The sequence below is a fragment of the Aquimarina sp. AWH4_224 genome, from assembly GCF_056160245.1.
This window is the reverse complement of sequence record NZ_JBSWWU010000010.1, coordinates 187,936-210,495: the sequence shown is the minus strand read 5'-3', so window position 1 is coordinate 210,495 and position 22,560 is coordinate 187,936. Positions and strand designations below refer to the sequence as shown.

The 22,560-nt window shown below is 33.4% G+C and carries 14 protein-coding genes, 1 tRNA gene and 2 pseudogenes; 9 read left to right on the top strand and 8 right to left on the bottom strand.

Features of this window, described 5'->3' with window-relative positions:
* Positions 1–367 precede the first annotated feature (367 nt).
* Together ACXAGJ_RS19595 and ACXAGJ_RS19590 are read left to right on the top strand one after the other, a co-directional pair.
* Positions 368–1,876, top strand: a pseudogene (locus tag ACXAGJ_RS19595) (transposase).
* Between the two features lie 86 nt (positions 1,877–1,962).
* Positions 1,963–2,316: a DUF6713 family protein gene (locus tag ACXAGJ_RS19590; RefSeq protein ID WP_474842199.1), complete on the top strand. Its 354-nt coding sequence runs from the start codon at positions 1,963–1,965 to the stop codon at positions 2,314–2,316.
* A gap of 886 nt (positions 2,317–3,202) precedes the next feature.
* On the opposite strand, the gene ACXAGJ_RS19585 is transcribed toward ACXAGJ_RS19590, so the two are convergent.
* The 3 genes from ACXAGJ_RS19585 to ACXAGJ_RS19575 form a co-directional block, all read right to left on the bottom strand.
* Positions 3,203–5,086, bottom strand: a complete 1,884-nt coding sequence (locus ACXAGJ_RS19585) for a histidine kinase (protein WP_474842197.1) — start codon at positions 5,084–5,086, stop codon at positions 3,203–3,205.
* Between the two features lie 98 nt (positions 5,087–5,184).
* On the bottom strand, positions 5,185–5,937 hold the full coding sequence (locus tag ACXAGJ_RS19580) for a LytR/AlgR family response regulator transcription factor (RefSeq protein ID WP_474842195.1): 753 nt from the start codon (positions 5,935–5,937) through the stop codon (positions 5,185–5,187).
* A 4-nt stretch (positions 5,938–5,941) separates the two neighbouring features.
* The gene (locus ACXAGJ_RS19575; RefSeq protein WP_474842193.1) at positions 5,942–7,879 is read right to left on the bottom strand and encodes a histidine kinase; all 1,938 of its coding nucleotides are present in this window, start codon (positions 7,877–7,879) and stop codon (positions 5,942–5,944) included.
* Between the two features lie 340 nt (positions 7,880–8,219).
* Between ACXAGJ_RS19575 and ACXAGJ_RS19570 the strand changes: the two genes are divergently transcribed.
* From ACXAGJ_RS19570 to ACXAGJ_RS19540, 7 genes are all read left to right on the top strand, one after another.
* Positions 8,220–10,103, top strand: coding sequence for a hypothetical protein (locus ACXAGJ_RS19570; protein ID WP_474842191.1), 1,884 nt, complete (start codon positions 8,220–8,222; stop codon positions 10,101–10,103).
* 207 nt (positions 10,104–10,310) lie between these two features.
* A complete protein-coding gene (locus tag ACXAGJ_RS19565) occupies positions 10,311–11,282 on the top strand; it encodes a hypothetical protein (RefSeq protein ID WP_474842190.1) in 972 nt (323 codons plus the stop codon).
* A 59-nt stretch (positions 11,283–11,341) separates the two neighbouring features.
* Positions 11,342–13,195, top strand: a complete 1,854-nt coding sequence (locus tag ACXAGJ_RS19560) for a hypothetical protein (protein WP_474842188.1) — start codon at positions 11,342–11,344, stop codon at positions 13,193–13,195.
* A gap of 71 nt (positions 13,196–13,266) precedes the next feature.
* Positions 13,267–14,679 (top strand): hypothetical protein, encoded by a 1,413-nt coding sequence (locus ACXAGJ_RS19555; RefSeq protein ID WP_474842187.1) that lies wholly within the window; start codon positions 13,267–13,269, stop codon positions 14,677–14,679.
* A 28-nt stretch (positions 14,680–14,707) separates the two neighbouring features.
* Positions 14,708–16,567, top strand: coding sequence for a hypothetical protein (locus ACXAGJ_RS19550; protein ID WP_474842185.1), 1,860 nt, complete (start codon positions 14,708–14,710; stop codon positions 16,565–16,567).
* Positions 16,568–17,110: 543 nt separating this feature from the next.
* A complete protein-coding gene (locus ACXAGJ_RS19545) occupies positions 17,111–18,178 on the top strand; it encodes a hypothetical protein (RefSeq protein ID WP_474842184.1) in 1,068 nt (355 codons plus the stop codon).
* A 418-nt stretch (positions 18,179–18,596) separates the two neighbouring features.
* Positions 18,597–18,860, top strand: a complete 264-nt coding sequence (locus ACXAGJ_RS19540) for a hypothetical protein (protein ID WP_474842182.1) — start codon at positions 18,597–18,599, stop codon at positions 18,858–18,860.
* A 374-nt stretch (positions 18,861–19,234) separates the two neighbouring features.
* Here ACXAGJ_RS19540 and ACXAGJ_RS19535 read toward each other — a convergent pair.
* The 5 genes and pseudogenes from ACXAGJ_RS19535 to ACXAGJ_RS19515 form a co-directional block, all read right to left on the bottom strand.
* Positions 19,235–19,384 (bottom strand): annotated as a pseudogene (locus tag ACXAGJ_RS19535) (transposase); the annotation flags it as partial.
* 274 nt (positions 19,385–19,658) lie between these two features.
* A complete protein-coding gene (locus ACXAGJ_RS19530; RefSeq protein WP_474842180.1) occupies positions 19,659–20,378 on the bottom strand; it encodes an IS3 family transposase in 720 nt (239 codons plus the stop codon).
* Positions 20,379–20,383: 5 nt separating this feature from the next.
* Entirely contained in the window at positions 20,384–20,671 is a 288-nt protein-coding gene (locus tag ACXAGJ_RS19525; RefSeq protein WP_474842178.1) for a hypothetical protein, read from the bottom strand.
* 378 nt (positions 20,672–21,049) lie between these two features.
* On the bottom strand, positions 21,050–22,216 hold the full coding sequence (locus ACXAGJ_RS19520; protein WP_474842177.1) for a tyrosine-type recombinase/integrase: 1,167 nt from the start codon (positions 22,214–22,216) through the stop codon (positions 21,050–21,052).
* Positions 22,217–22,341: 125 nt separating this feature from the next.
* Positions 22,342–22,416, bottom strand: a tRNA-Pro gene (locus ACXAGJ_RS19515).
* Positions 22,417–22,560: the final 144 nt, after the last annotated feature.

Genomic DNA, 22,560 nt, shown 5'->3' with positions numbered 1-22,560 from the left:
GCAAAGAGCTTAAATTATTTGGGGTGCAAAATACAATTTCGTTAGCATAGTACTAACAGGTTTTGAGAGCTATGAGGGATTGCTCACAACGGTCTGGGCGATGAACTGGCGGCATCTTAGCGGCTTGATTGGCAGAACCAAATTTGCGGTAGCAAATGTTGGAAGCAAAGCTTGTATCTGCTTGCTAATCGCTATCTATGGAACTGAACAGCTAGTTTTTTCCGTTTTAAATTGTTTTGATTAAATGTAAGAATTTTAATTCGATAAAAGACTAAGCCGCTTGTTTATAGCCGTTGTACCTGTTGCACAAGTTAACAAAAATGTAAGATAGCTTTACGTTCTATTTTTGAAGATTATTTATCTTAAAGTGGAATATAGACAGAAACAATCCTGTACCCAACTTGCTTTGTATACTACTTGTTTGAACGATATGAATGCTAAGGACAATACAGTTCGTGCTATTGATTCTTTTGTAGATAATTTAGACTTACAATACCTAGGTTTTGAATCAATATCATCACAAGGTCGTCCTTCTTATGATCCTAGTGATTTACTGAAATTATATATCTATGGATATATGAACAGAATACGATCCTCCAGGCAACTGGAACTAGGGTGTACTCGTAATATCGAACTGATATGGCTTTTGGGCAACCTAGCCCCTGTCACAATACTATTGCCTATTTTAGGAAAAACAACCCCAAGGCTATAAAAAAGGTATTCCATGCAACAGTATCCATTGCCAAGAACCACAAGTTGATTGGAGCCACTTTAATTGCAGGGGACTCTACCAAGCTACGTGCACAAAACAGCAAGAAAAATATTTTTAAACTAAAGAAAGTCGCTAGGCATATCGACTACATTAATAAAAAATTGGAAGAACATAGCAAAGAACTGTCCAAGGCAGATAGCGACAGTAAAGAAAAAGTGAAACAAAAAATAAAACAACGAAAACTGCAACGTGAAAAGTATATCGATATCCAAACAAAACTCAAATCAGATACCACTACAGAAAACCCACAGATTTCCACCAGTGATCCCGATAGAAGACATCAGATTCTACGAGGAACCATCACAGAGGTATCTTATACCGATCAGACCACTGTGGATGCTGATCATAAACTATTGATCGATTACAAGATTACTAATCAAAACGATAAAAAGGCAATGGGCGATATGCTTCGAAGGGTAAAGACCATTTTAAGAACTAACGCCTTTAAAACACTCTACGACAAGGGGTATCATATTGGCAGTGAATTTAAGATTGCAACTAACCTTGGCATCAATACATTAGTAGCCAATTCCTGCGATAGGTCGCAAAAGTCAGGCACCAAAACCAACCCACAACAAAATGAACTGATCAGTAACGGAAGTTGGTACAAGGCGCGAAACTATCGTTTTAAACGATACAAGACCAGAGCCTGTAAACAATGTCCGATACGTAGTGAGTGTACTACGGCAAAGCAAAACGGAAAGATCGTACAACGCAGTGAGTTTACTCCTTACATCGAACAAAACGCCCGTGAAGTAGAAAAACATCCTGACACTTATAAAAAAAGACAAGCATTGGTTAAACACCTCTTTAGAACTATGAAAATGCAATGGGGGTTTTGACCATATAATGACCAAAAAAGGTACAAAGTCTGCCTGTGCCGATTTTGGTCTTATTGCACTGAGTTATAATTTAAAAAGGTTACATATCAATTTAGGATGGAAGCCTAAAAACATTCCAAAACACTTAAAAATAGGCTTAAAAAACCTATATAAAGCTTTAGAAAGAATGAAAATCCATGCATCAGTAAATATTTTTTATGTTAAGGAAATTAATCCCATTTCAATAGCATCATACAAAATGAACAAAATTGTATACCTTTAAACAAAACAAAGGTAGTTTTGAGACAAATTGCTGTTCGCTGCAACCAAAAAATGACATTGATACAAACAACAAATTAGAAAATTAGTATGACGGGACATATATTCTTCTACTTGGGACTTTCACTTTTGATGATGCACGAAATGGATGCAATTCGTTGCAAAGAGTGGCGAATATTTCCAGGATTATCGATGCTGAATGACAGAATCGGACACATAGTTTTCCTGTTTTTCCACATTCCTCTTTTTTACTTTGTTTTTTACAAACTAACTCAAAGTCAAGGTATTGAGGTATTTATCTATGGGTTTAACATATTTATGATTGTGCATTTAGGACTTCATATTCTTTTTCTAAAACACAAGAATAATGAATTCAAGGATTGGATTTCTTGGTCGATAATTATTGGAGCGGGATTATGCGGAATAATAGATCTATTGGTTTGATCAGAAGAGTATTGAAAAAAATAAAGGCAGCAGCTAACAATGGTAACCGCTGCACAAGCCCATAAAACATCAAAAAGTAACCAATAAACTTGGATTTAAGCCCTGTTTTCTAAGGCAATATATTAATACCTACCTCAATTCAATTGATGTTAAACTACTTATTTTCAAGCCTAAAAGACATTTTGATGGTAAAATATGAGCAAAATAGATTCTGGCTTACTTATTGGGTTTTTATTCACAAATTTGCGCATATTGCTGATAATGATGTAAAAAAGTAAATCCAGGATGATGACGGCTTTTTCTTATGTCTTCTAAATAGCGCATCAATTCGTCATATCTAGGATTCTTTATAGTAGTACGAGAAGGAAAAAGCGATTCTAATTTGCCTATATCAAAAGATAACAACTCTTTAAAGGTGTACTCACTAGCTTTAAATAAACGAATGTAATTGTTTACTGTATTGCGAGAGATACCGGTGTTTCTGCTATTTCTCGATTACTAGAGCTGTCTAAATGTAGATTGATAATTTGTTTTAAGTCCATTGGATCAAGAGTGTTTGCCAATACCGCTTTTTTTGGCGATAAGGTATTACTTGATCTCTCTAAGTGGTACAATTCAAAACGTAACACCTGGCACAAAACGAACCGTAATCGAATCGATTCAAATTCATACTGGCACAAATTAGACCGTAGCTATTTTAGGGGTACTTACAGGGAAGAACCTATAACTCCGAAATCACTGGCACAAATCAAACCGAATTATCCACTACCAAAACTAATAACTATCAACTAATAACTTTTTTGAAATCAAAAGCATAAAAACACAAAAAAGCTTAAACGGATTAAATATAATCTAAATTTACATTGTCTGAACGGAAATAATGGTATCATGAGAGTGGTAAGACTACAGAGATATTTGTTTCGGTATTTGCAAATTTTAAGTTATTCGAAATTTCGGTACTGAAATTTACCCAGAAACCTTTGTATTTTTTGCGTTTAGTTTGTGCTGTAGAATGGTTTTTATGCTCTTTCTTATTATGATAGCTAGTGGTATTTTTTATTAAAAAATGTATGGAATCGTTTACAACAGTATATTGTAGTAAAATTTCTAAAAATGTAATTTCTTTTTTAAGGCTATCAGAAATAATATCTTTAATGATTGGAAAAATGACCAAAGAAGGTAATTTTAATTCTATTACCTTAGAACTTTGAAGTTTGTAATTGATTTTTTTGTCTAATCTTTGGTTTTCTAGGTCAATGTAGGTCGCTATCAGGTCAAGTTCTTTGGTTAAAACTAGCTCAGAATTTCTAGAGCTTTCCAATAGAAGTCTCATTAGGTTTGAAAATTTTGAGATGTGACGATAAGCAGAGATCCTATCAGACTTTATAATATGATTCTTAATGTTATCCAAGATAATAGTAACAAAATATGGATTCAGTTGTGATTTCACTATTTTAAGCTCATTTTCAGCTAATTTGGTTCGTTGTTTTGCGATAAGATATACTTTTTCTTTATATGCTATAAATAAGAACACTAACACGCTCAAAAAAAGTAATACTATAATTCCAATAGTTCTTGCATTTTCTTTTTGTGTATTTAATGTTCTTTGGATATTATCTTCATTTAGAGTTTCTAACTCCAAATTTTTATTTTTTACAATATAATCAGATTGTAGTTTCAGAATATTATTAAAAGTTTCAGGCTTAAATAAATCATTTTTATATGATTGGGCCTTTTCAAAAAACATCAACGCTTTTTCAAAACTATCTTTTTCTTTGTACAAATTATATAAAGCCGTACTAGCTTCTACTATTGCTGACTTATGGTTTATTTTTTCTGATAATTCAAGAGCCTTAGTCAAGTATTCTATAGCTTGGTTGTATTCCTTTATTTCCAAATATGAAACTCCAATAGAATATTGAGCAGAGACGATAAGTTGATGGTATGCAACTTTACCTTTATTTATAATTTCTATAGCTTCTTTTGCAACCAAAATGCTTTCCTCTCGACAACCCAATTGGGCCAAATTGTTGGAAAGATTTACTCGTCCAGCAGCAGAATAATAAGTATAGTTGGTGGAGTCTGCCAAAAGAATAGTTCTCTCTAAAAAAATAGAAGATTGATCATAATCTTTGATTAATTGGTAGACAATTCCCAAATTCATGGTTAAGTCCAGAGTCGGGCGATTAAATTGTATAGAACTTTTTAAAGCTTTTTCAAAGTAGATTATTGATTGATCATATTGTTCAATGGAAGCATAAATCACTCCAAGATTATTGCAAATGGTTAAATAACTTGGGTTGTTTTCATCAATATACTCCAAAGATTCTAGATTTTCACCTAGAGCTTTATCATATTTTTGAAGTATGGTATAATTACCCCCTTTCATCAGCAAAATATCACCGATGTGCTTAGCATATAGTTCCTTATTTTTTTTAAAATAGCTAATCGAAGAATCCAGATATTTGTTGGAAATTTCAAATTCACCACGTTTTTGATATATTCTTCCAATAGTATCATGAAGTATCGCTTGACGTAGTAAATCATTATTAATACGAACTAAAAGAAGAATTTTTTTGGAATATTTTAATGACGAATCAGAGTTTTTTTGATAGTATTTTTTGAATAAACGATAAGAATCACTATACGCGCTCCCTTTTTCATACTCACGTAATTTCTTTGATTGAATATCCGAAATTTGATAAGAATATGAGAAAGAGAAGTTAACTACTACAAGAGCTATAAGTAATATGTGTTGTATCCCATTCATAGATTTTATTTGTTGCCATTAAGTGTTATAGCGGTAATTGATATTTGCTCAACATGTTTTTAAAAAATGATTAAGACTCCACGTTTGTTAGAAATCAGTTAACAATACCCCAGTAGGTTTTTTAATGTTTCTTCTTTTTTGGTTCTGGATATAGATAATGACTTACCATTTTTCATAACCACATATCCTCCATCAGATTTAGATATCTTAGTGACGTGCAAAATGTTTACAAGACTTGAATTATGAATTCTTACAAAATCAAAATCCTTTAGGAGGTTCATATAATATTTTAGATTTTGAGATCCAATGATTATATTGCCATCTTCCATAGCAATTTTGGTATAGCTTCCATCTGCTAGACAATACAAAATTGAGTTTACTGGAGTTAATTGATATCCGTCTAAAACAGGGATCGGGATATTTCGGGTTAGACCATTCAAGGATTTTATAGCCATATTTATTTTGTCAAAATTCTGAAGCTCTTTCTTTTTTTTGCTTACAACCTTGTTTACTGCATTCTGTAGCTTTTCAACATCTACAGGTTTCAATAGATAATCAGTGGGCTGGAATTCAAAAGAGTTAATAGCAAAATCGTGAGATGAAACAAAAACAATTTCGAAAGGGTAGTCATCTATCTTCTTTAATGATTCAAATATAAAATTATTTCGTATTTGGACATCAAAAAAAACTAAATCCAGATCGGTATTAGTCAATATGTCTTCGGCTTCTTTAAGACTAGATCCTGTAAAAACTAATTCTACGTTTGGACAAAATTCTTCTAACAGAAAAGCAAGAGTTTCTATTGCTTTTTTCTCATCATCTATTATTGCTGTTTTTAATTTTAGTTTCATGGGGTTAAGAGTTTAAAATTGGTAATACAATTTGAACATTTGTTCCTTTAATAGTTGAATGTTCATCAATTATATCTTCTATTTGGTAACTGGCTTCAAATCCTTTTTCTTTCAAAATGGATATTCGCTCGGAGGTATTAATTGAAGATACAGATAAGTGATTTCTATTTTTCGATAATTGAGATGCCTTGCGACCAATACCGTTATCTTTTATTGAGATAAGTACAGTATTTGTTTTTTGCGTAATTTTTAGTTCTACCGTTCCACCATTCTCTTTTTGTGACAATCCATGAATGATAGAATTTTCTATAATGGGTTGAATGATCATAGAAGGAATTTCAATAGTTTCAGCCTTCGTTTCATCCAAGTTAAATTTTTCCACAAAACGAATATCTTCATCAAATCTCATGCATTCCAATTCGACATAGCTCCTTAGCAGATCTATTTCATCTTTTAGTGTAATATTTGAATGCACCGAACTTTTAAGAACCAATCGAATCAAATCAGAAAATCGGGTCAAGTAATGGTATGCAGATAAACTATCTTTCTTAAGTACATAACTTTGAATACTGTTTAGGGCATTAAAAATAAAATGCGGATTCATTTGTGATCTTAATATTTTAAGATCATTTTCTGCTAGTCTTTGTTTTTGTTTTACTATTGTAATTTTTTTTCTTTGAAATAGCGAGTATGCAAAAATTAAGATAATGATTATAACAAGGATAATATACTTGATATTTCTAAGATGATCTTTCTGAATTTTTTCAATTTGTTTTTTTCCTTTTCGGGATAATCTTAATAATTCCTCATTCTTTTTGCTAATAATCTTATCAGTTTGTACCTGATTAATCTTGTTTAGTGTACTAATATTAAGAAGACTATCCTCATAAGCTTTGGCCTGTTCATAATGATATAACGCTTTTTCCACATTTTTATTTTTTTTATACAAGCTGTATAATCCCATATTTCCTTGTTGTAACCCCAATTTATAATCAATTTTTTTGGATAGAAACAGACTTTTGGTAAAGCAGTCACTAGCCTTTGTGTATTGATTTAAACTAGTATAAGAATTACCTAGTATGATCCAATTGTTTACTGTAGCTGGAGGGTTTATTTTGTTGTTTTGAAGTTTTTTTAGAGCTTTTTTGCCAAATACAATGCTTTTGTCATAAAAGCCTTGAAGATAAAAATTGTAAGCTAAGTTCGATTTTGATACACCGATATAGTAATCATCATTAATAGAATCAGCAAGTTTCAAAGCACTGTTAAGATAAACAGAAGCAGTACTGTAATCTTTGATTTCCTGCGATAACATGCCCAGATTAGTCATCACCGTAAAACTAAGATCCCGTCGTTTTACTCTTTTTGCATAGTCTAATGCTTTTTTGAGATATTCTGCAGCAGCATCATATTGATGAATCATCGAGTAAATCCGGCTTAGATTATTACAGAGATAAAAGTATAGTTCAGAATCACTTTCTGTAAACTCTAAAGCATTAAGGCTTTCTTCAAGAGCTAGTTCGTAGTTTTCTAGATAAATGTAATTAGCAGCTTTTGCAATATAAGTTCGAGCTATGTTTTTTTGCCAGTTAAGAAGTTTATAATATGTAAGAGAAGAATCTAGATATAAATTTGATAACTGATGTTCGTAATTGTTATGATAGGCGATGCCCAAGGTGTCATAGTAGGCAGAAATTAAATCTTTGTTTCTCTTTTCTTTCGCAATATCTAGAAGTTTTCCCGAATATTTGATTACCGAATCATGATCTTTTTTCCAGTATAAATTGAGTAGGAGGGCTAATTTTTTATGTTCTAAGGAGTCTTTTGGCTTTGTGGTTGAATGGATTTGTAATGTTTTTCCAAAACATTGAAATGCAAAACTACTATTTAAAACAAATAGCAATATAAATAGAGGATGTATTTTTTTTATTTGGGTTGTCATATTTTAAAAGTAGGATAAAGTCCAAATACATTACAGAGGAATTCGCTCTAAATTTTTATGGTTTAAACGTATTTTTTTAGCCAGTATTCATTTTTTGGCTTAAGATCAGTGCTTTAGATCGGGCGTATTAATAAATCAAATTCTAAATAATTACTAAAAAAAAGTAGGTTTTACTGATGTTTTTCTTAATGAATTAACATCTTTCAATAATTCTTTCCAATTGAATTCTACAAATTCAAAATGACCATTTACAAATTGAGAGAGTGTTTTTTTAATATCCTGTAAGAAATTAGCCTAAAAAAACTGAACTAAAAATTTATTAGTAATCAAATTAAAAAAGATGAAAAAATTATGTTTATTATTAGGACTTTCAACAATTCTCTTATCTTGTGAACGGGATATAAATGAAGAATCAAGTATAGAAAGTTTGGATCAGGCAAAAGGGATTATTCTGTCTGATGATACTTTTATTCCTGCGGGATATGGGTATGATGTGCTAGAGGATAGAGCAACCAGAAATCCTATTGATCCTGATGATATTTTCAGAAACACAAATGTCCCACCTAGAACTATCGATGTCGAAATTGTAGAACGTTTTGAAGATATTGATGATGTTTTCAAAAGGACCGATGTGATTAATTTTAGTATTGGTACAGGAGAATTGTTTAATCCAGGTTTACAACCTGATGGTACTATTAACAGTCCTGAAGAGGAAGCAGCAGAAGAAGAAGCAGATGCTGCTGCAGGTAGCACTGGAACTACTGGAACTACTGGAACTACTGGAGCCATGGGTAATCCCGATACAGAAAAGACAACTACAGAAACTGCAAACCCTGCTAGATTATTAAATACGGTATTCAACATCAGTTTTGCCAGAAAGAGAGATGTAGAAGAAACTTTAAGGTTTGATTCAAGAAGTATCAACTTTGTGGTGCGCGTAAGAATACCGAAAAGACGTTATGTAGTACCAGGAGATCCTTTTATTTCTGGTAGAGCCGAAGAATTATTAGAAGAAGGAGATATTGATAGATTCTTGAGAAGATTTGGGCCAGCTTATGTGGCAGAAGCAGTATATGGAGGAGAGTTACTCTATATGTTTAATTATAACTTTGATAACACGAATAATTTTAACAAAGATAATTTACAAAGAGCATTGAGTATTAGTATATCTAATTTCTTTGGGTTAAGCGTATCTGGATCAGTAACAGATGAAGAAACTGAAATCATTCGAAATGCAAAGGTTACAGCAAGAATTGTTTCTACAGTACCTAACTATGCTCCTGGATTTATAACAATCGATTCTACTACAACGGCAGCCTCAATACTAAATGATATTGAAACTGAAATTAATAGTTTTACTACGCACATGGATGCTTTGGATGTAAAAGATATGGCAGTTATATCACAGACTCTTACTCCACATGAGGATCAAATTTTCGATATTATTCAGATAAGAGAAGCTTATTTAAATTCTTTAAGGACCTACTATAGTGGTGGTGTACAACCACTTCCTGTAGATGGGTCAGGAGGTAATACTGGTGGAGATAATACTGATACAACTCCTGCTGATGAAGTCGTTCTTAATAAAGGAGGACTCCTTAATGCACCAAGTGGTTATACTAGGTTAGAAAATAACGGTACACTAGTTACCTATAACAACGATAATGAATTTACCTGGTTCAATACTGGGAATAACACTGGAGAGCAACTTATATTTCAGGGTAGTACAGGTAACTTGGTGCTAAATGATGCTAACGGAAATGCTGTATGGTCGTCAAACACAAATGTGCCAGGAAGTAGCTGGGCCGTAGACGATAGAGGAGGTTTAGAAGTAAGAGGTCCTAATAATGAATTACTATGGGCAGCTCTTGGTGCTACAGGTACCAAAAATGGTAATCAGGTGTTTATGAGAAAAGGAGATGTGTTTACAGCTGGTAATGGGTATCAGCTTACCATAAGACAGGATGGAGTGTTTGTATTATTAGATAATTCGGGTCAAATAATTTGGTTTGCTTCTGGACCCAATACAGCAGAAGCTTTGATGCAGAGAGCTGATGGTAGTTCAGTATTATTAAACGGAAATAATCAGGTAATCTGGTCAACTAACAGAACTGCATCCGGAGGAGCTTATTGGTTGTTTAACTCAAGTAATGGTGATCTAGAAATTAGAAGACACTCTAATAATTCCTTATTATGGTCAATTTATAATCGAAACAGTCTCTAGTCTAGCTATAAGAGAAAATTAATAATAATTAGAAGTCTCTAGTACACTCGTCAAATGCAAAACGGGCATAGTCATAATAAACTTCATTAAAAACATTGTTTCCCCCCATAATTCCTTAATGTTTTTCGGATTTACTGTTTAGAGAAGACTATGCCCTGTTTTTTTAACTGAGTTTGCGATTGTTTAAATAATTGTAAAATAAATTGTATGAAGAACGTATTGAAATTAAAAATAGCTTTTTTCGCTACAGCTATGCTGATTATTGCTTCCTGCGAAAAACGATCGGATGCTATTCCTGAAGATATTTTACAAACTCAGGAACAAGAAAAATCAATTGTTATAGGAGGGCGATCCTTTAAAACAGGTTTTGGGTATAGTTTAACCGAGCAGCGAGTTCCTGGTCTGATTATTGACAGAAACAGTTTTTCGGATAAAAAAGATGATAGTTTTCTAGAAGAAATTATAACCAATATTGGTATTGTTCAAAACTCCAGTGATTTGACTACATTTCTGGATAGAATTGATACACTTAATATTGGTAAGCCTACTCTTTTTGGGGGATTTACCTCAGAGGTTAGAAGTAGATTACAAGAATTAATCAGTTTTGATCAACAATCACTTTCTGTTATTGCTCGTATTGCAATAAAGAAAGAAGCCTATGATATTACTCCCAATGGTTCTTTAAGTTTTGACCCGAGGATTCAAAGATTCATCGATAGAGGTCGAATAGATCGTGTATTATTCAGAGGAGGACCTGCATACGTGTCCAGAACGGTGCTAGGTGGAGATTTGTATTATGTGTTTTCCTACAATACAAGTACAATTACTAATGACAGATTAGAAACTTTTAAAAATAATTTAGTAACTGCCACCAATGAAATTTTTGGCTCCGCCAGTAACACTTTAACTTTAGCTGACCGAGAGGAAATTACCTCCTCCAGATCCTCTATCCAACTATTGACACGAGTAAATGGATACGTTCCTTCACTTACAATTACTCCTCAAGGTGTTCAGGAAGAATTAAACAGATTTAAAGAACATTTGGTTAATAATTCATCTGATAGAAGTATTATTGAAATTGAATTAAGACCCTACACGGATATCTTGGATATCCCAGAATTTGAAAGAGCTTTTAACATAGGAACTGGTTTTGATCTTGTTCTTAAAGGCGTAAATTAAGTTTGATATAAATCTCTATCGATCATCTTTCTTGGTCGTCTAAATATTTTTTTACAACAATGAGAAATTTACATGTTATTTGTTATAGGCTAAGCTTTGCTTTGCTAATTTTAATCTTGTTTTCTTGCGACACGGATGAGAGAATTGAAGATTTATTATCGGAAGATGAGTTGGTCGGAAATGATAACTCATTTCAAAAAAACAGCACATCTAGCAACAGCCAGTTTATTACAAAAAATGGGCAACAATACTTTGCGGGATTTGGTTTTGATCCTAATACAGAAACACCCAGAGATTTGGCTATAGAAACCAGTGATATTTTGCAAAGTACTAATATTTCAGAACCTTTAATTAAATCTATAACTATCATAAAGACCCAAAAAGAATTAAGCAGTTGGGTAAAACGAAATAGGTACAGACGAGAAGCATACGAATTTACTTTAGAAAACGGAGGAGATATCGATCTGTATAATAACAGAATCGTATTTGCAGAAAACACGGTTACGATTGCTGCAAGGATAAGTATACAAAGATTTCGACATATTACTAGCGGATTACCCAAGTTAGTTCCAGAAGCTTTTGAAATGTTGAATCAGGGAAAGGTACAGGAATTTACCAACAGATATGGATCTATGTATGTAGACTCTCAATTGTTGGGAGGAGAGTTATATTATTTCTATACTTTTCAGGACAATAGCTTTTCTTCACTAGGACAGACAGAATATGAGCAACAAATCAGAGCAAGTATTGAAGGGTTATTCGGAGTTAATAATGGTGCTACAGTAACACCAGCAGATCAACAGCAGATTACGGAGTCCTTATTAAGTACAGGATATTTTTCTACGGTAAGTGGATTTGAACCGGGTGAAATAAGATCTATTGAGGATTTTGACGCAGAGTCTCAAAGGTTTTTAAATTATATTACGAATAATCCAGATAGAGCAGCTACTGTAGCTTTGGAGTTAACCCGATATTTTAACGTAAATAGTGTTGGTCAACCACAATTAAACAGAGCTTTTTTTAACAATGCAGAGTGTTATATTGATGCTTCTAGGTGGTTATTAGAAATAGATGATTTAACCTATGTTTCAGAAAACTCAAAGGATCCATTTTTAGTAACACGTGCAGAAAATGCTATCGATCAGGTAAGAATCATTGCAACAGAGGCATCACAATGTCAAAATGGGACATCAGTTTCTCCAGGTCCAAACGAATATGCTGATATTAAAAATGCATATAGAGAAGAATTAATTAATGGTCCTAAATACGAAAAAATACTAGAAGCTGGAGAAGAGTTAGTGTCAGTAAGTGGACACACGCTTAGATTACAGAATAATGGGGTGTTAGTATTGTATGATCCTCAGGATCGATACATATGGTTTAATAATGGCCCAAATACTGCAGCTTTTTTGGCCTTTGACAGAGATGGTAACTTTGCACTTTTTGATTCTCAAGATGAAATAATATGGACAACCAATACTGCTACTGTCGCAAATAGTAGTTGGGAGTTTACCGCCAATGGAAATCTTCAGATAGTTTCTCCATCAGATGATATCTTGTGGTCTACCTTCGGAAAAGGAGCTGCAAATGGAACCTCTATAGTATTAAGAAAAGGGGACGAACTAGTTGCAGATAACAATGTACGGGTTGCCTTAAGAAATGATGGAGTGTTAGTTATGTATGATGCCGCAGGCAATATTTTATGGTATAACTCTGGACCGAATACGGGAGAGATGTTGACCATGAGTACTAATGGGCAATTGGTATTAAAAGATAATAATGGAATTATCATATGGAGCCCTGTAAATAGCCCTCCTGGCAGCTATTGGCAATTTGATCAATCCAATGGAGATCTTATAGTACGAGGGCCAGATGATGCATTGCTATGGTCTGTTTACAATAAAAATAATTAAAACATTTATGTGATTGCATTTCCCCAAAAAATAGATTGTAAAACAAAAACACAAACAAAATAGTTATAGTTATGACAGCAAGAATCAAAATTATGTTTATTTTTATGATGCTTCTCATTGGAGTTACAGGTTGTCAGAAGGAAGATGATTTGGATATTTTGACTCCAGAGACTATTACCCAAACTGAAAAAGATCAGATCGAAGCCGAATTTCAAGAGATGCGCAAGCAAGTTCATGAACAATTGAATGGTTTAAAATTGGTAGATCCAGAACCAACCTTTGCAAAATGTTTTGATTGCCAGCCCAAAATACAGGTAGGAGGGCCTCCATTAGGTAATTTTACAAATCCATACTACTATACTCCAGATGGAGGTAATAATCCAGATTTATGGAAAATTCCTACGGTATCCAAAAATTTTGGGGGGCATAGTGCATTTACATCAGGATCATCTCCAGCTCCCTACTATAGATTAGAATCCTCTGTAAATAATTTTGGAAATAAAGCTACGATACAATTTTGTAATACACCTTTGAGTGCATTGTTGGCAAATCCACAGGTTGATGGAATTCAATATCGATTTGAAGTATTACGAAATGATAATGGTCAATGGATACCGATAAAAAATATTGCTGCTCACAGGGCTAATAATGGTGATCAAAGTACGCAATGTGATTCATTTGATATTATAGGTAATATTCATAGGGGTAAATGGTATTTTATTACACTATATGGTTATGTTTTTGGTCCTGGAGAAGATCTAGGATGGAGGACTTCGCATAGTGTTATGTATATAGAAGAGTTTGATCCTTTTGGAGATAATAACTTTAGCATTGATGAAGTGATTTTGAGAAATGAAACCAGTATTACTTCTCCCAACGGTCAATATCGATTGGCATTAGAAGACGGAATGATGTTTTTGTATGATGCACAAGGAAGATACCGATGGTTCAGCACGGGGCCTAACGATGCTCAGGAATTAATACTTAGAGAAGATGGTAATCTGCTTATCAGAGATGTAGATGAAAACATATTTTGGCAAACCAACACAGGAGTAAATGATCCTGGTAGTCGTTGGAAGTTTGCCGATGATGGAAATTTAGTAGTTCGAGGTCCAAATAATGAATTACTATGGTCTATATATAGTCACGGACAAGCATTTGGAAGTCAGGTGGTATTGCATAAAGGAGAAGTGTTTACTGCAACCAATGGCAATCAGTTAATGCTACGAGATGATGGAGTCTTAGCTTTAACTGATGCATCAAACCAGATTATATGGCATAATTCTGGACCAAATACAGGAGAAGTATTAATTCTTAGCGTAGATGGTAATCTTATTTTGGTAGATAACAAGGGTAAGACTATTTGGTCTACAAATACCAATAAACGGGGTAGTCACTGGCAATTTGACACCTTAAATGGCAACTTGTTGATCTGGGGACCAGATAACTCTTTACAATGGTCCATATATACAAGAAATGATTAATGATAGTAAAAATAAAAAACCGAAAATTATGAATAAGTATATAATCCTATGTTTATTTACCTTGTTTTTATCTATTGCGTGTAATACCGATGATATAGAGTTAGAAACTAGTGCAACAACTCTGACTAAACCAATGGATGATGCAAAGTCAGCATTGATTGTAGATGGAGAACCAATTTTTGCAGGAATGGGTTATAGCGCTCTGGAAGATCGCTTCTTTTTACCGGCGATAGACTCTTATGATGTTCTACGGGATACCAATCTACCCAACCCTCTAGAAATAGAGATTGAAACCATAACTAATGAAGAAGACTTGGATAAGTACTTTAGAGAAGAAAGGACATTTGAACTCAGTGTGTTGTTTGGTCTTTTTCGACGTAGTGAACGAAGAAAACTTTCTGAAAGTATTACCATGGATGAGAATCATGTTTCTGTAATAGTTAGTATTAAGGTACAAACAGCCAGGTATGTGGTTGCTGGTGCACCTTTTTTGGATAACGATGCACAAGATTTATTGAACTTGGGGCTAACCGACTCTTTTTTTAAAAGACATGGTCCTACATATGTAAGTGAAAATATTATCGGTGGTGAAGTGTACTATGTGTATACTTATGACGTATCTGGATTAACAAGGGAAAAGAAATCCAGTTTTAGACGTAATATTAGATCTAATTTTGAGGAACTTTTTGGTTTGACTCCCAGAAGGATTCTATCTAATAAAGAACGACAAGAAATTAGCCGAAGTGAAGAAAGTGTCCAAATAGAAACTAGTATTGTTGGGTTTAGTCCTTCAGCAATAAGAAATGAGGCAGATGTAGCTGCTCAGGTAACCGCTATTCAAAATTATTTAGACGTTAACCCACAAAATGCAGCTTCTGTATCTATGAAACTTAACTCATATGATCAAGTGCTTGATGATAATAGGTTTACAAACGCGTACAGGCGAGCTGCTTACTTTTTTGGTAATTGGTCTGATTGGAGTGAAAGGTATAGTGAAGCGGAAGTAATTAATAATTACTTGTTAGCAAATAGTTTGGATGCTTCTGTTTCTTCTTCATTATTAGATCAAATACAGTTACAGGTAGATTATGCACTTAACGAAAGTAGTAACTCCTTCCCAATAGGTTTAGGGTTCCCGGTGGACAATATTGTTGCCAATTTAAACAATCTACGAAATAGTATTTGTACCAATGGTTGTCCCTGGGATTTTCAGGAGAGTTCTCCTGATTATATTAGTGATGAAGAGATTGTGATGAGAAAAGGACAAACATTTACTACCCCAGATGGTAGTCATAGATTGCGATTTCAAGAAAATGGAACTTTGGTTCTTTATAATAATAGCGATGAATACATTTGGTTCAATTCAGGAGAAAATACAGGAGAGGTATTGTTGTTAAAAGATGACGGTAATATGGTCTTAAATAATATTAGGGGAAACGCCATTTGGCAAACCAATACAAATATATCAAATAGCACTTGGTCTTTTGAAGATGATGGTAATTTGGTTCTTCGGGCACCAAATGGAAACATTACTTGGTCTACCTCCGGAAAAGGAGCTCAAAATGGAACGTCTGTTATCCTAAGAAAAGGGGATGAATTAATTGCTGATAATGGGGTACGTCTTACCCTTGCCAATAATGGAGTGTTAGTATTGTACGATGCTTCAGATCAGATTATATGGTTTAATTCCGGATCTAATACCGGAGAAACGTTACAAATGGGAACTAATACTAATGGTAAACTAGAGTTAAAAGATAATAATGGCAATACCATATGGTCTCCTGTAAATAGTCCCACTGGTAGTTATTGGGAATTTGATAAAACATCTGGTGATCTAATTGTAAGAGGTCCGGATAACTCTTTGTTGTGGTCTATTTATAATCGTTAATTACAAATAAGTACCATCACTCAATTTAACAAAGTACCTTACTCTTTGTAGATTTTTTGGGGAGGGGTAAATGTAGATTATAGGTCTAATATTAAATTCAGTCTAGGTGTAGTGTATATAACATTTCGATGTTATACCATTCATAGGGTAGCCTGATTAGTCCTGTACCTCGTTTACCCCTTGTTTTTTTGAAGTTAATTTTTGTGGTTTAATAAAGTGATGATAATTAACGAGCTATTTGTTTCTTTTTATATGTTAAGACCTTAAATAATTTTTTGATATGCTATGTGCGTGTAAATTACTTGCTGATAGAAGTGGTTAATTTAGGTGTTTTAATCGATGAGTTTTCTGTTTGCAAAGTCAAATAGGTAAGATATTATGGTTTTGTTACATATATCAATTACCAAGCACCTCTAGAGGAAATTGCGATTAGCTTTGATCTATAAATAATAAACAGTGAACTTTTTATACTAATAAAAAGATAAGACTTGGTCTTGTAATAAGACCTTTACATTTAACTAGTAATTTATTAAAACTAAATTTATGAGCTTAAAACGCCATGCCATGTTTATGATGGCATTATTAATGATGGCCAGTTGTGCCAAAGAGGAACTTTCTGATGCTATAGTTGAAGAAAGTATTGAACAGGATGAAATAACTGTTGCTAATAAGAGTAATACTGCTTCTACTCTTTCTCATGAACAACGTTTGCTTAGAACGTATAGAGGATTGAGTGGACCAAAAGAACAGGTTGATTTCGTAGGAATATCAGGTGTTCCGTTTAATTATACATTTACTCGAAATCAGACGATCACCAATTCGGTAATGGTAACCAATAATTTTACAATAGGAGCCGTTGGAGGATTAGCTGGAGAACTAGGGGCTAACGTAGCAGTTTTTAATGGTGATGTGAATGCTAATGGAACAGTGAATCTTTCTTTCACTCGAATGACAGGAACCACTACTACTTCTGCCGCAGCATTTACCGCTGAAATATCATTAAGTTTAAATGCTGGTCAGGGAATCCGTGTATTTCGTCAGTTATCGGGTACATATTATGAAATGATAAGAAGGGCTAGGCCTTTGGGAGAATGGAAAGAGTTTACCATTTTTGTCCCTGATGGATATCAAATAAGTACAACTATCTTAGGTTCTGAACCAAAAGAGTATGTTACTTATGGAAATTCGGGGAATACATTTTATGACTTAACACCTTGTTGGGTAGATGATGTTACCTCTACAACCGTATGCGAGCAAGAGTTATTTGTAGATGGAAGATATTCACTAGCTCTTGATAGAGGCAACAACAAATGGCGTTTTTCTAGGGGAAATAGAACAGTAACAGGAACAATGACTCCTATCTCAGAAAACAGGAGACCATCTGATGGAAAAATAACAAGCTTTAGTGCTAGATTAAACCCTGATTTTGGGCAAGAGTGGGGGTTAAATGGTACCGTAACTGCTAACATAACTTACTTTTCTAATGGAAACATTAATGAAATAAGAGTAAGTAGCTCAGGTAATCTTAGATATACCAGGCATCGAAACGGAGATAACTATCTAAATAGAAATGGTCAGATTAGAATTACAAATAATTCTTCTTTGAACTAATTATATTGTGGATAAGTAACAATGTTTTGTTTTTTTAATGTTTATTTTATTCTCCAAGCGCCACTATATATAGTGGCGTTTTTTTGCTATAATTCTCCAGAATTGAAAAATGTTTTATAAATATCGAACTAGCAGGTTAAAAAAGATTAATCTTTAATGGGTATAAGAAGATAATGGCTTAGTCATTTATTTCTTTTGATGTTTAAAGATGTATTTGAGTTTCTATTTTGCTCAAATGTTTATAGAATATTAAATTAATATGGTAAGATCGAGTAATTATTGTTCTGTAGCGTCAGTCATGAACTCATAATTGCAAGTTATAAGAACTGTACTTACAGCTATGAATTCTTGGTTGAAGGTTATAGGGTATGTGCCTATTTTTGAGTACAATATTTTTTAACTAAAACCGATTTATATTATGTTACAAGAGATTCTAAAACGTGAAGGAGTAAGTCAAATTTCTAGGAAAAATTTAAGTGATATTAAAGGAGGATATCGTTATGAAGTGGCAGCTGTTGTGGATGGGGGATCTCCAGCTGCTGTTTGTTCAAACTTATCTACACTTTATTGCGGGGGAGAAGGACAAGTGCAAGAGTTTCGTACTTGGCGACAATGGGTAGTCACCGGACAATTATATGTGGGTTGCACTTTGTATGGGGGAGCTTGTGGTGATGCTAGATAAGGTTAATTTACCAATATTAGTTTTTAAACAAAGAAAGTGCTACAATAGAATTGTAGCACTTTCTTTGTCTGGATCAATATGTAATGGGTGAAATGAAGGCTTACCTTAATTTTAGAAGTAAAGTTTATTTGTTTAGGAGTTAAATATCATAAATAATTCTCCTTAGAGAGATGATATGTAAATTGTTGCTAAAGTGTTTGTTGCGCTACTGTATGATTTATGAAATGAAGATTTTTTTTATCTCTTCTAAAGGCTTTTAGATTTTTAGGTTAAGAAAGTAGCCATAGAAATTTAGGTGTCTTAAAATACTCTATTGATTATTTTTTGACACTTTTTTACCTGGTAGGAAGTTTTTCCTGCATTAGTTTCACTTTTTACAAGTTTTTATTGAATTTCAGATACTGATTCAAATTGTATGTCATAGTAGATAAGTGCATTACTCTATTAGCTTTTTTAATTCCAATGGTATTGATTTTACGTAATCCAAGATATGGTGTTAATGTTCCAAATACGAGTTCCACAGTACTTTGACGTTTTAATCACATACGACTCCTTTAGGGGTTTTTAAAAGATCTCTTACCTGCTCGTATTCCTTAAGACAAAAGGTGACATTAACTATAACAATGACATGAAGTATTTTTTATAGGAATGACATGTAACTTTTTCTTATAACAGCGACTTGAAGTTTTTACTATACCAAGGAGTCAGAACTATTCCCTATATATAGGGAATAGTTCTATTTTATCACCAATTACAAACTTAGAAAAGATCTACAGCAAACGAAAGTAACTTTGATGATCAAAAAATATATTTTAATATATGATACTCCCAATCCTTAGGACAGTTTAAAGGTATTTTTAAATTATTTACGAAGCCATTTTTTTGATAAAATATTTGATCAGGAGGTACTTTTCCTATTTCTGTATGCCTTCTTTTGGTATTATAAAACTCAATATATTCTTTGACATTTTGATATAATTCCAAACCTCCATTTGGAGGATTTAGGTATGTTTTTTCATACTTGATAGATTTCCAAAATCTTTCTATGTAGATGTTATCCAGAGCTCTGCCTTTCCCGTCCATAGAGATTTGTATGTTGTGCTTTTTTAAAGTAGCAATATACAGTTCACTAGTGTATTGAGAGCCTTGATCGGAGTTATGTATTTGTGGAGCTCCATATTGTTGTATAGTATCTTTTAATAATTCTGTACACCACCCAGCACTCATAGAATTAGAGATACTCCAGTTTAGGATTTTTCTCCTATGTACATCAATGATTGCAGCCATATATATAAACCCACGATACATTGGAATATAAGTGATATCAGTTTGCCAAACTTGATTGGAATGCGTGATCTTAAGATCTTTTAATAGATAAGGATAAACATAACTGGTTTTATCTTTTATAGTTGTCTTTGGTTTGTCATAAATGGTCTGAAGTCCCATTATTTTATAGAGCCTTCTGATTCTTTTGATATTGACACGATATCCTAAATCTAATTTAAGATAATCCGTCATTCTCTCTAGCTAGGTCCTGAACCAGGCACTCCAGGAGGAGTATCTTTTGAATACATTGTCCCCTTAGAGTTTACTGGTAAAGGGGTAGAACTTGGATTACTTACCAGTAGGTGAACATATAAACCTTTTTTATCCCAAGCTCTGTTATAATGAAAAATGTATACTCTTGTCTTTTCATTAGAAAAAGTATGTTTCTTGCTTCCTCTTCCTTTATCTGATGTTTGCATTAACCACCCGTCAGAATGTACAGCTTCTGGATTATTACTCACTACCAATGGTGTTCCATGATCCATATCAAATCGAAGAAACTTTAAGTCTTCTGGGCTGACAATTCTTTTATTATAATCTCCGGTATTTGGAAGGGTTCCTGAAGTCCACTCATTACTCCCAAATACGTTTTGAGGAAATTTATTTAAGGTAGTACTCTTTTGAGTAGCTATATTTTCTGGCGAAACATCTGATATGTTTTCTGTTTTACATCCAACAAAATGATTATGAATAATACGTTAATAACCCATAATAATCTATATTAATTTACATTTATTTGAATTTTAATAGGAAAAATATCTTTTAACCTAAATTAGAATGCTGGAAATTCCAATATATTTATTTTTTCAATACTTATGAATTACTTTGTTTCGATAGCAATTTGATTTTGGTTGTGTTTGTTGTTAAATCTCTGGCAACTCAGAAACAGCATCTTTATCATCTAAGAGACCGAGTGATTTCAAATAACGTTCGGTCATCAACATACTGGAGTGCCTGCACATTTTCTGAATTTTACGAATATCTTTTTCCTTTTTATACCAATTCACTACAGCTGTATGTTTAAAACCATAGAGTGTATAATCATCATCTAATTCAAAATATTCTTTTACTTTTCTAAAATGCTTGCCCATATAGTTTTCTCCCATTTTGGTTACTGAAGGGGTCTGATTGGCACCGAACAGGTAATCATCTGGATGATACTGTTCCAGGCTCATTTCTAAGATAATTCTCTTTAGAGCAGGTACAATAGGGATAACATCTCTTTTTTTTGTTTTACTGGTCCGCCCAGATACCCAAATAAGGTCTTTTTCTAAATCAATATCTCCTACCTTTAACCGTCTGATTTCCGAAAGGCGCATAAAAGAATAGTATACAAAAGAGATAATCTTCCAGAGATATGGATCGTGTTCTAAAACATATTCTTTAATATCAGCAACCTGTTCATTGGCAAAAGGTTTATTTTTAGTGCCGTATTCTTCAGGAAGTTTGTCAACCTTATCAAATGGATTTTTACCTTCTACCCATTCCTGCTTTAAACAAACATTATAAAACGTTTTAAGAACACCTAATGTATTGTTATAGGTTTTTGCACTATTCTTTCTTTCAGTAAGCAAATACAGGAAATATTCCTGAATTAAGCGATAGTCCAAATCTCCAATCCAAACACTATCCAATCCTTTATTTTCGAGCCACTTAAGAAAACGCTCTAAAGTATTGTCATAAAATTCTATTCCACGCTTATAAAGTTTTTTGGCTTTTTTTATTTCAATAAATCCAGTTGCTGCTTCTCTAACAGAAAATATTTTTTCTGAATCAACACGATTTTGATCAATGGTGTTTTTAGAGGCTTTTTTTCGATCAATGTGGAAACCATCTGCTAGCAGTCTGTTGATTTGTTTGATAACATCTTTTGCAAAGGCTTTCTGTTCTGCTTCTGTTTTATATTTCTTTGGAATATATCGCCTTTGTCTAACCAGTTCATTCTTTTGTACATCCCACACATAGAACATGATATAGTTGCCTTTTGCAGCTTTTGACTTAACAAGACGCGCTTTTTTAAATTTATGCATATCTTCGTATGTATACTTTGGTACCAAACCAAATATACTATAAACTGACGACTTTACTGCCGACCCATGACGTGAAGAAATAAAAAACCGTTCATTATCTACTGAAAATGAACGGTTTAATTTTGTCGGGGTGGCAGGATTCGAACCTGCGACCTCCTGCTCCCAAAGCAGGCGCGATAACCGGGCTACGCTACACCCCGATAAAAGGATTATCCCTTTAGCGGGCGCAAATATACATAATACTATTTGTATTCTCCCAAAAAAATGTCACTAAAAATAATTGGTGTGGGCAAAACCTAAGATTTTCACAAAAAACGTTAACAGAATCATGTTTTTTAAACCCG

Coding starts and splice junctions, on each gene's coding strand:
- ACXAGJ_RS19590 (WP_474842199.1), top strand. CDS start 1,963: ATGACGGGACATATATTCTTCTACTTGGGACTTTCACTTTTGATGATG.
- ACXAGJ_RS19585 (WP_474842197.1), bottom strand. CDS start 5,086: ATGAATGGGATACAACACATATTACTTATAGCTCTTGTAGTAGTTAAC.
- ACXAGJ_RS19580 (WP_474842195.1), bottom strand. CDS start 5,937: ATGAAACTAAAATTAAAAACAGCAATAATAGATGATGAGAAAAAAGCA.
- ACXAGJ_RS19575 (WP_474842193.1), bottom strand. CDS start 7,879: ATGACAACCCAAATAAAAAAAATACATCCTCTATTTATATTGCTATTT.
- ACXAGJ_RS19570 (WP_474842191.1), top strand. CDS start 8,220: ATGAAAAAATTATGTTTATTATTAGGACTTTCAACAATTCTCTTATCT.
- ACXAGJ_RS19565 (WP_474842190.1), top strand. CDS start 10,311: ATGAAGAACGTATTGAAATTAAAAATAGCTTTTTTCGCTACAGCTATG.
- ACXAGJ_RS19560 (WP_474842188.1), top strand. CDS start 11,342: ATGAGAAATTTACATGTTATTTGTTATAGGCTAAGCTTTGCTTTGCTA.
- ACXAGJ_RS19555 (WP_474842187.1), top strand. CDS start 13,267: ATGACAGCAAGAATCAAAATTATGTTTATTTTTATGATGCTTCTCATT.
- ACXAGJ_RS19550 (WP_474842185.1), top strand. CDS start 14,708: ATGAATAAGTATATAATCCTATGTTTATTTACCTTGTTTTTATCTATT.
- ACXAGJ_RS19545 (WP_474842184.1), top strand. CDS start 17,111: ATGAGCTTAAAACGCCATGCCATGTTTATGATGGCATTATTAATGATG.
- ACXAGJ_RS19540 (WP_474842182.1), top strand. CDS start 18,597: ATGTTACAAGAGATTCTAAAACGTGAAGGAGTAAGTCAAATTTCTAGG.
- ACXAGJ_RS19530 (WP_474842180.1), bottom strand. CDS start 20,378: ATGACGGATTATCTTAAATTAGATTTAGGATATCGTGTCAATATCAAA.
- ACXAGJ_RS19525 (WP_474842178.1), bottom strand. CDS start 20,671: ATGGATCATGGAACACCATTGGTAGTGAGTAATAATCCAGAAGCTGTA.
- ACXAGJ_RS19520 (WP_474842177.1), bottom strand. CDS start 22,216: ATGCATAAATTTAAAAAAGCGCGTCTTGTTAAGTCAAAAGCTGCAAAA.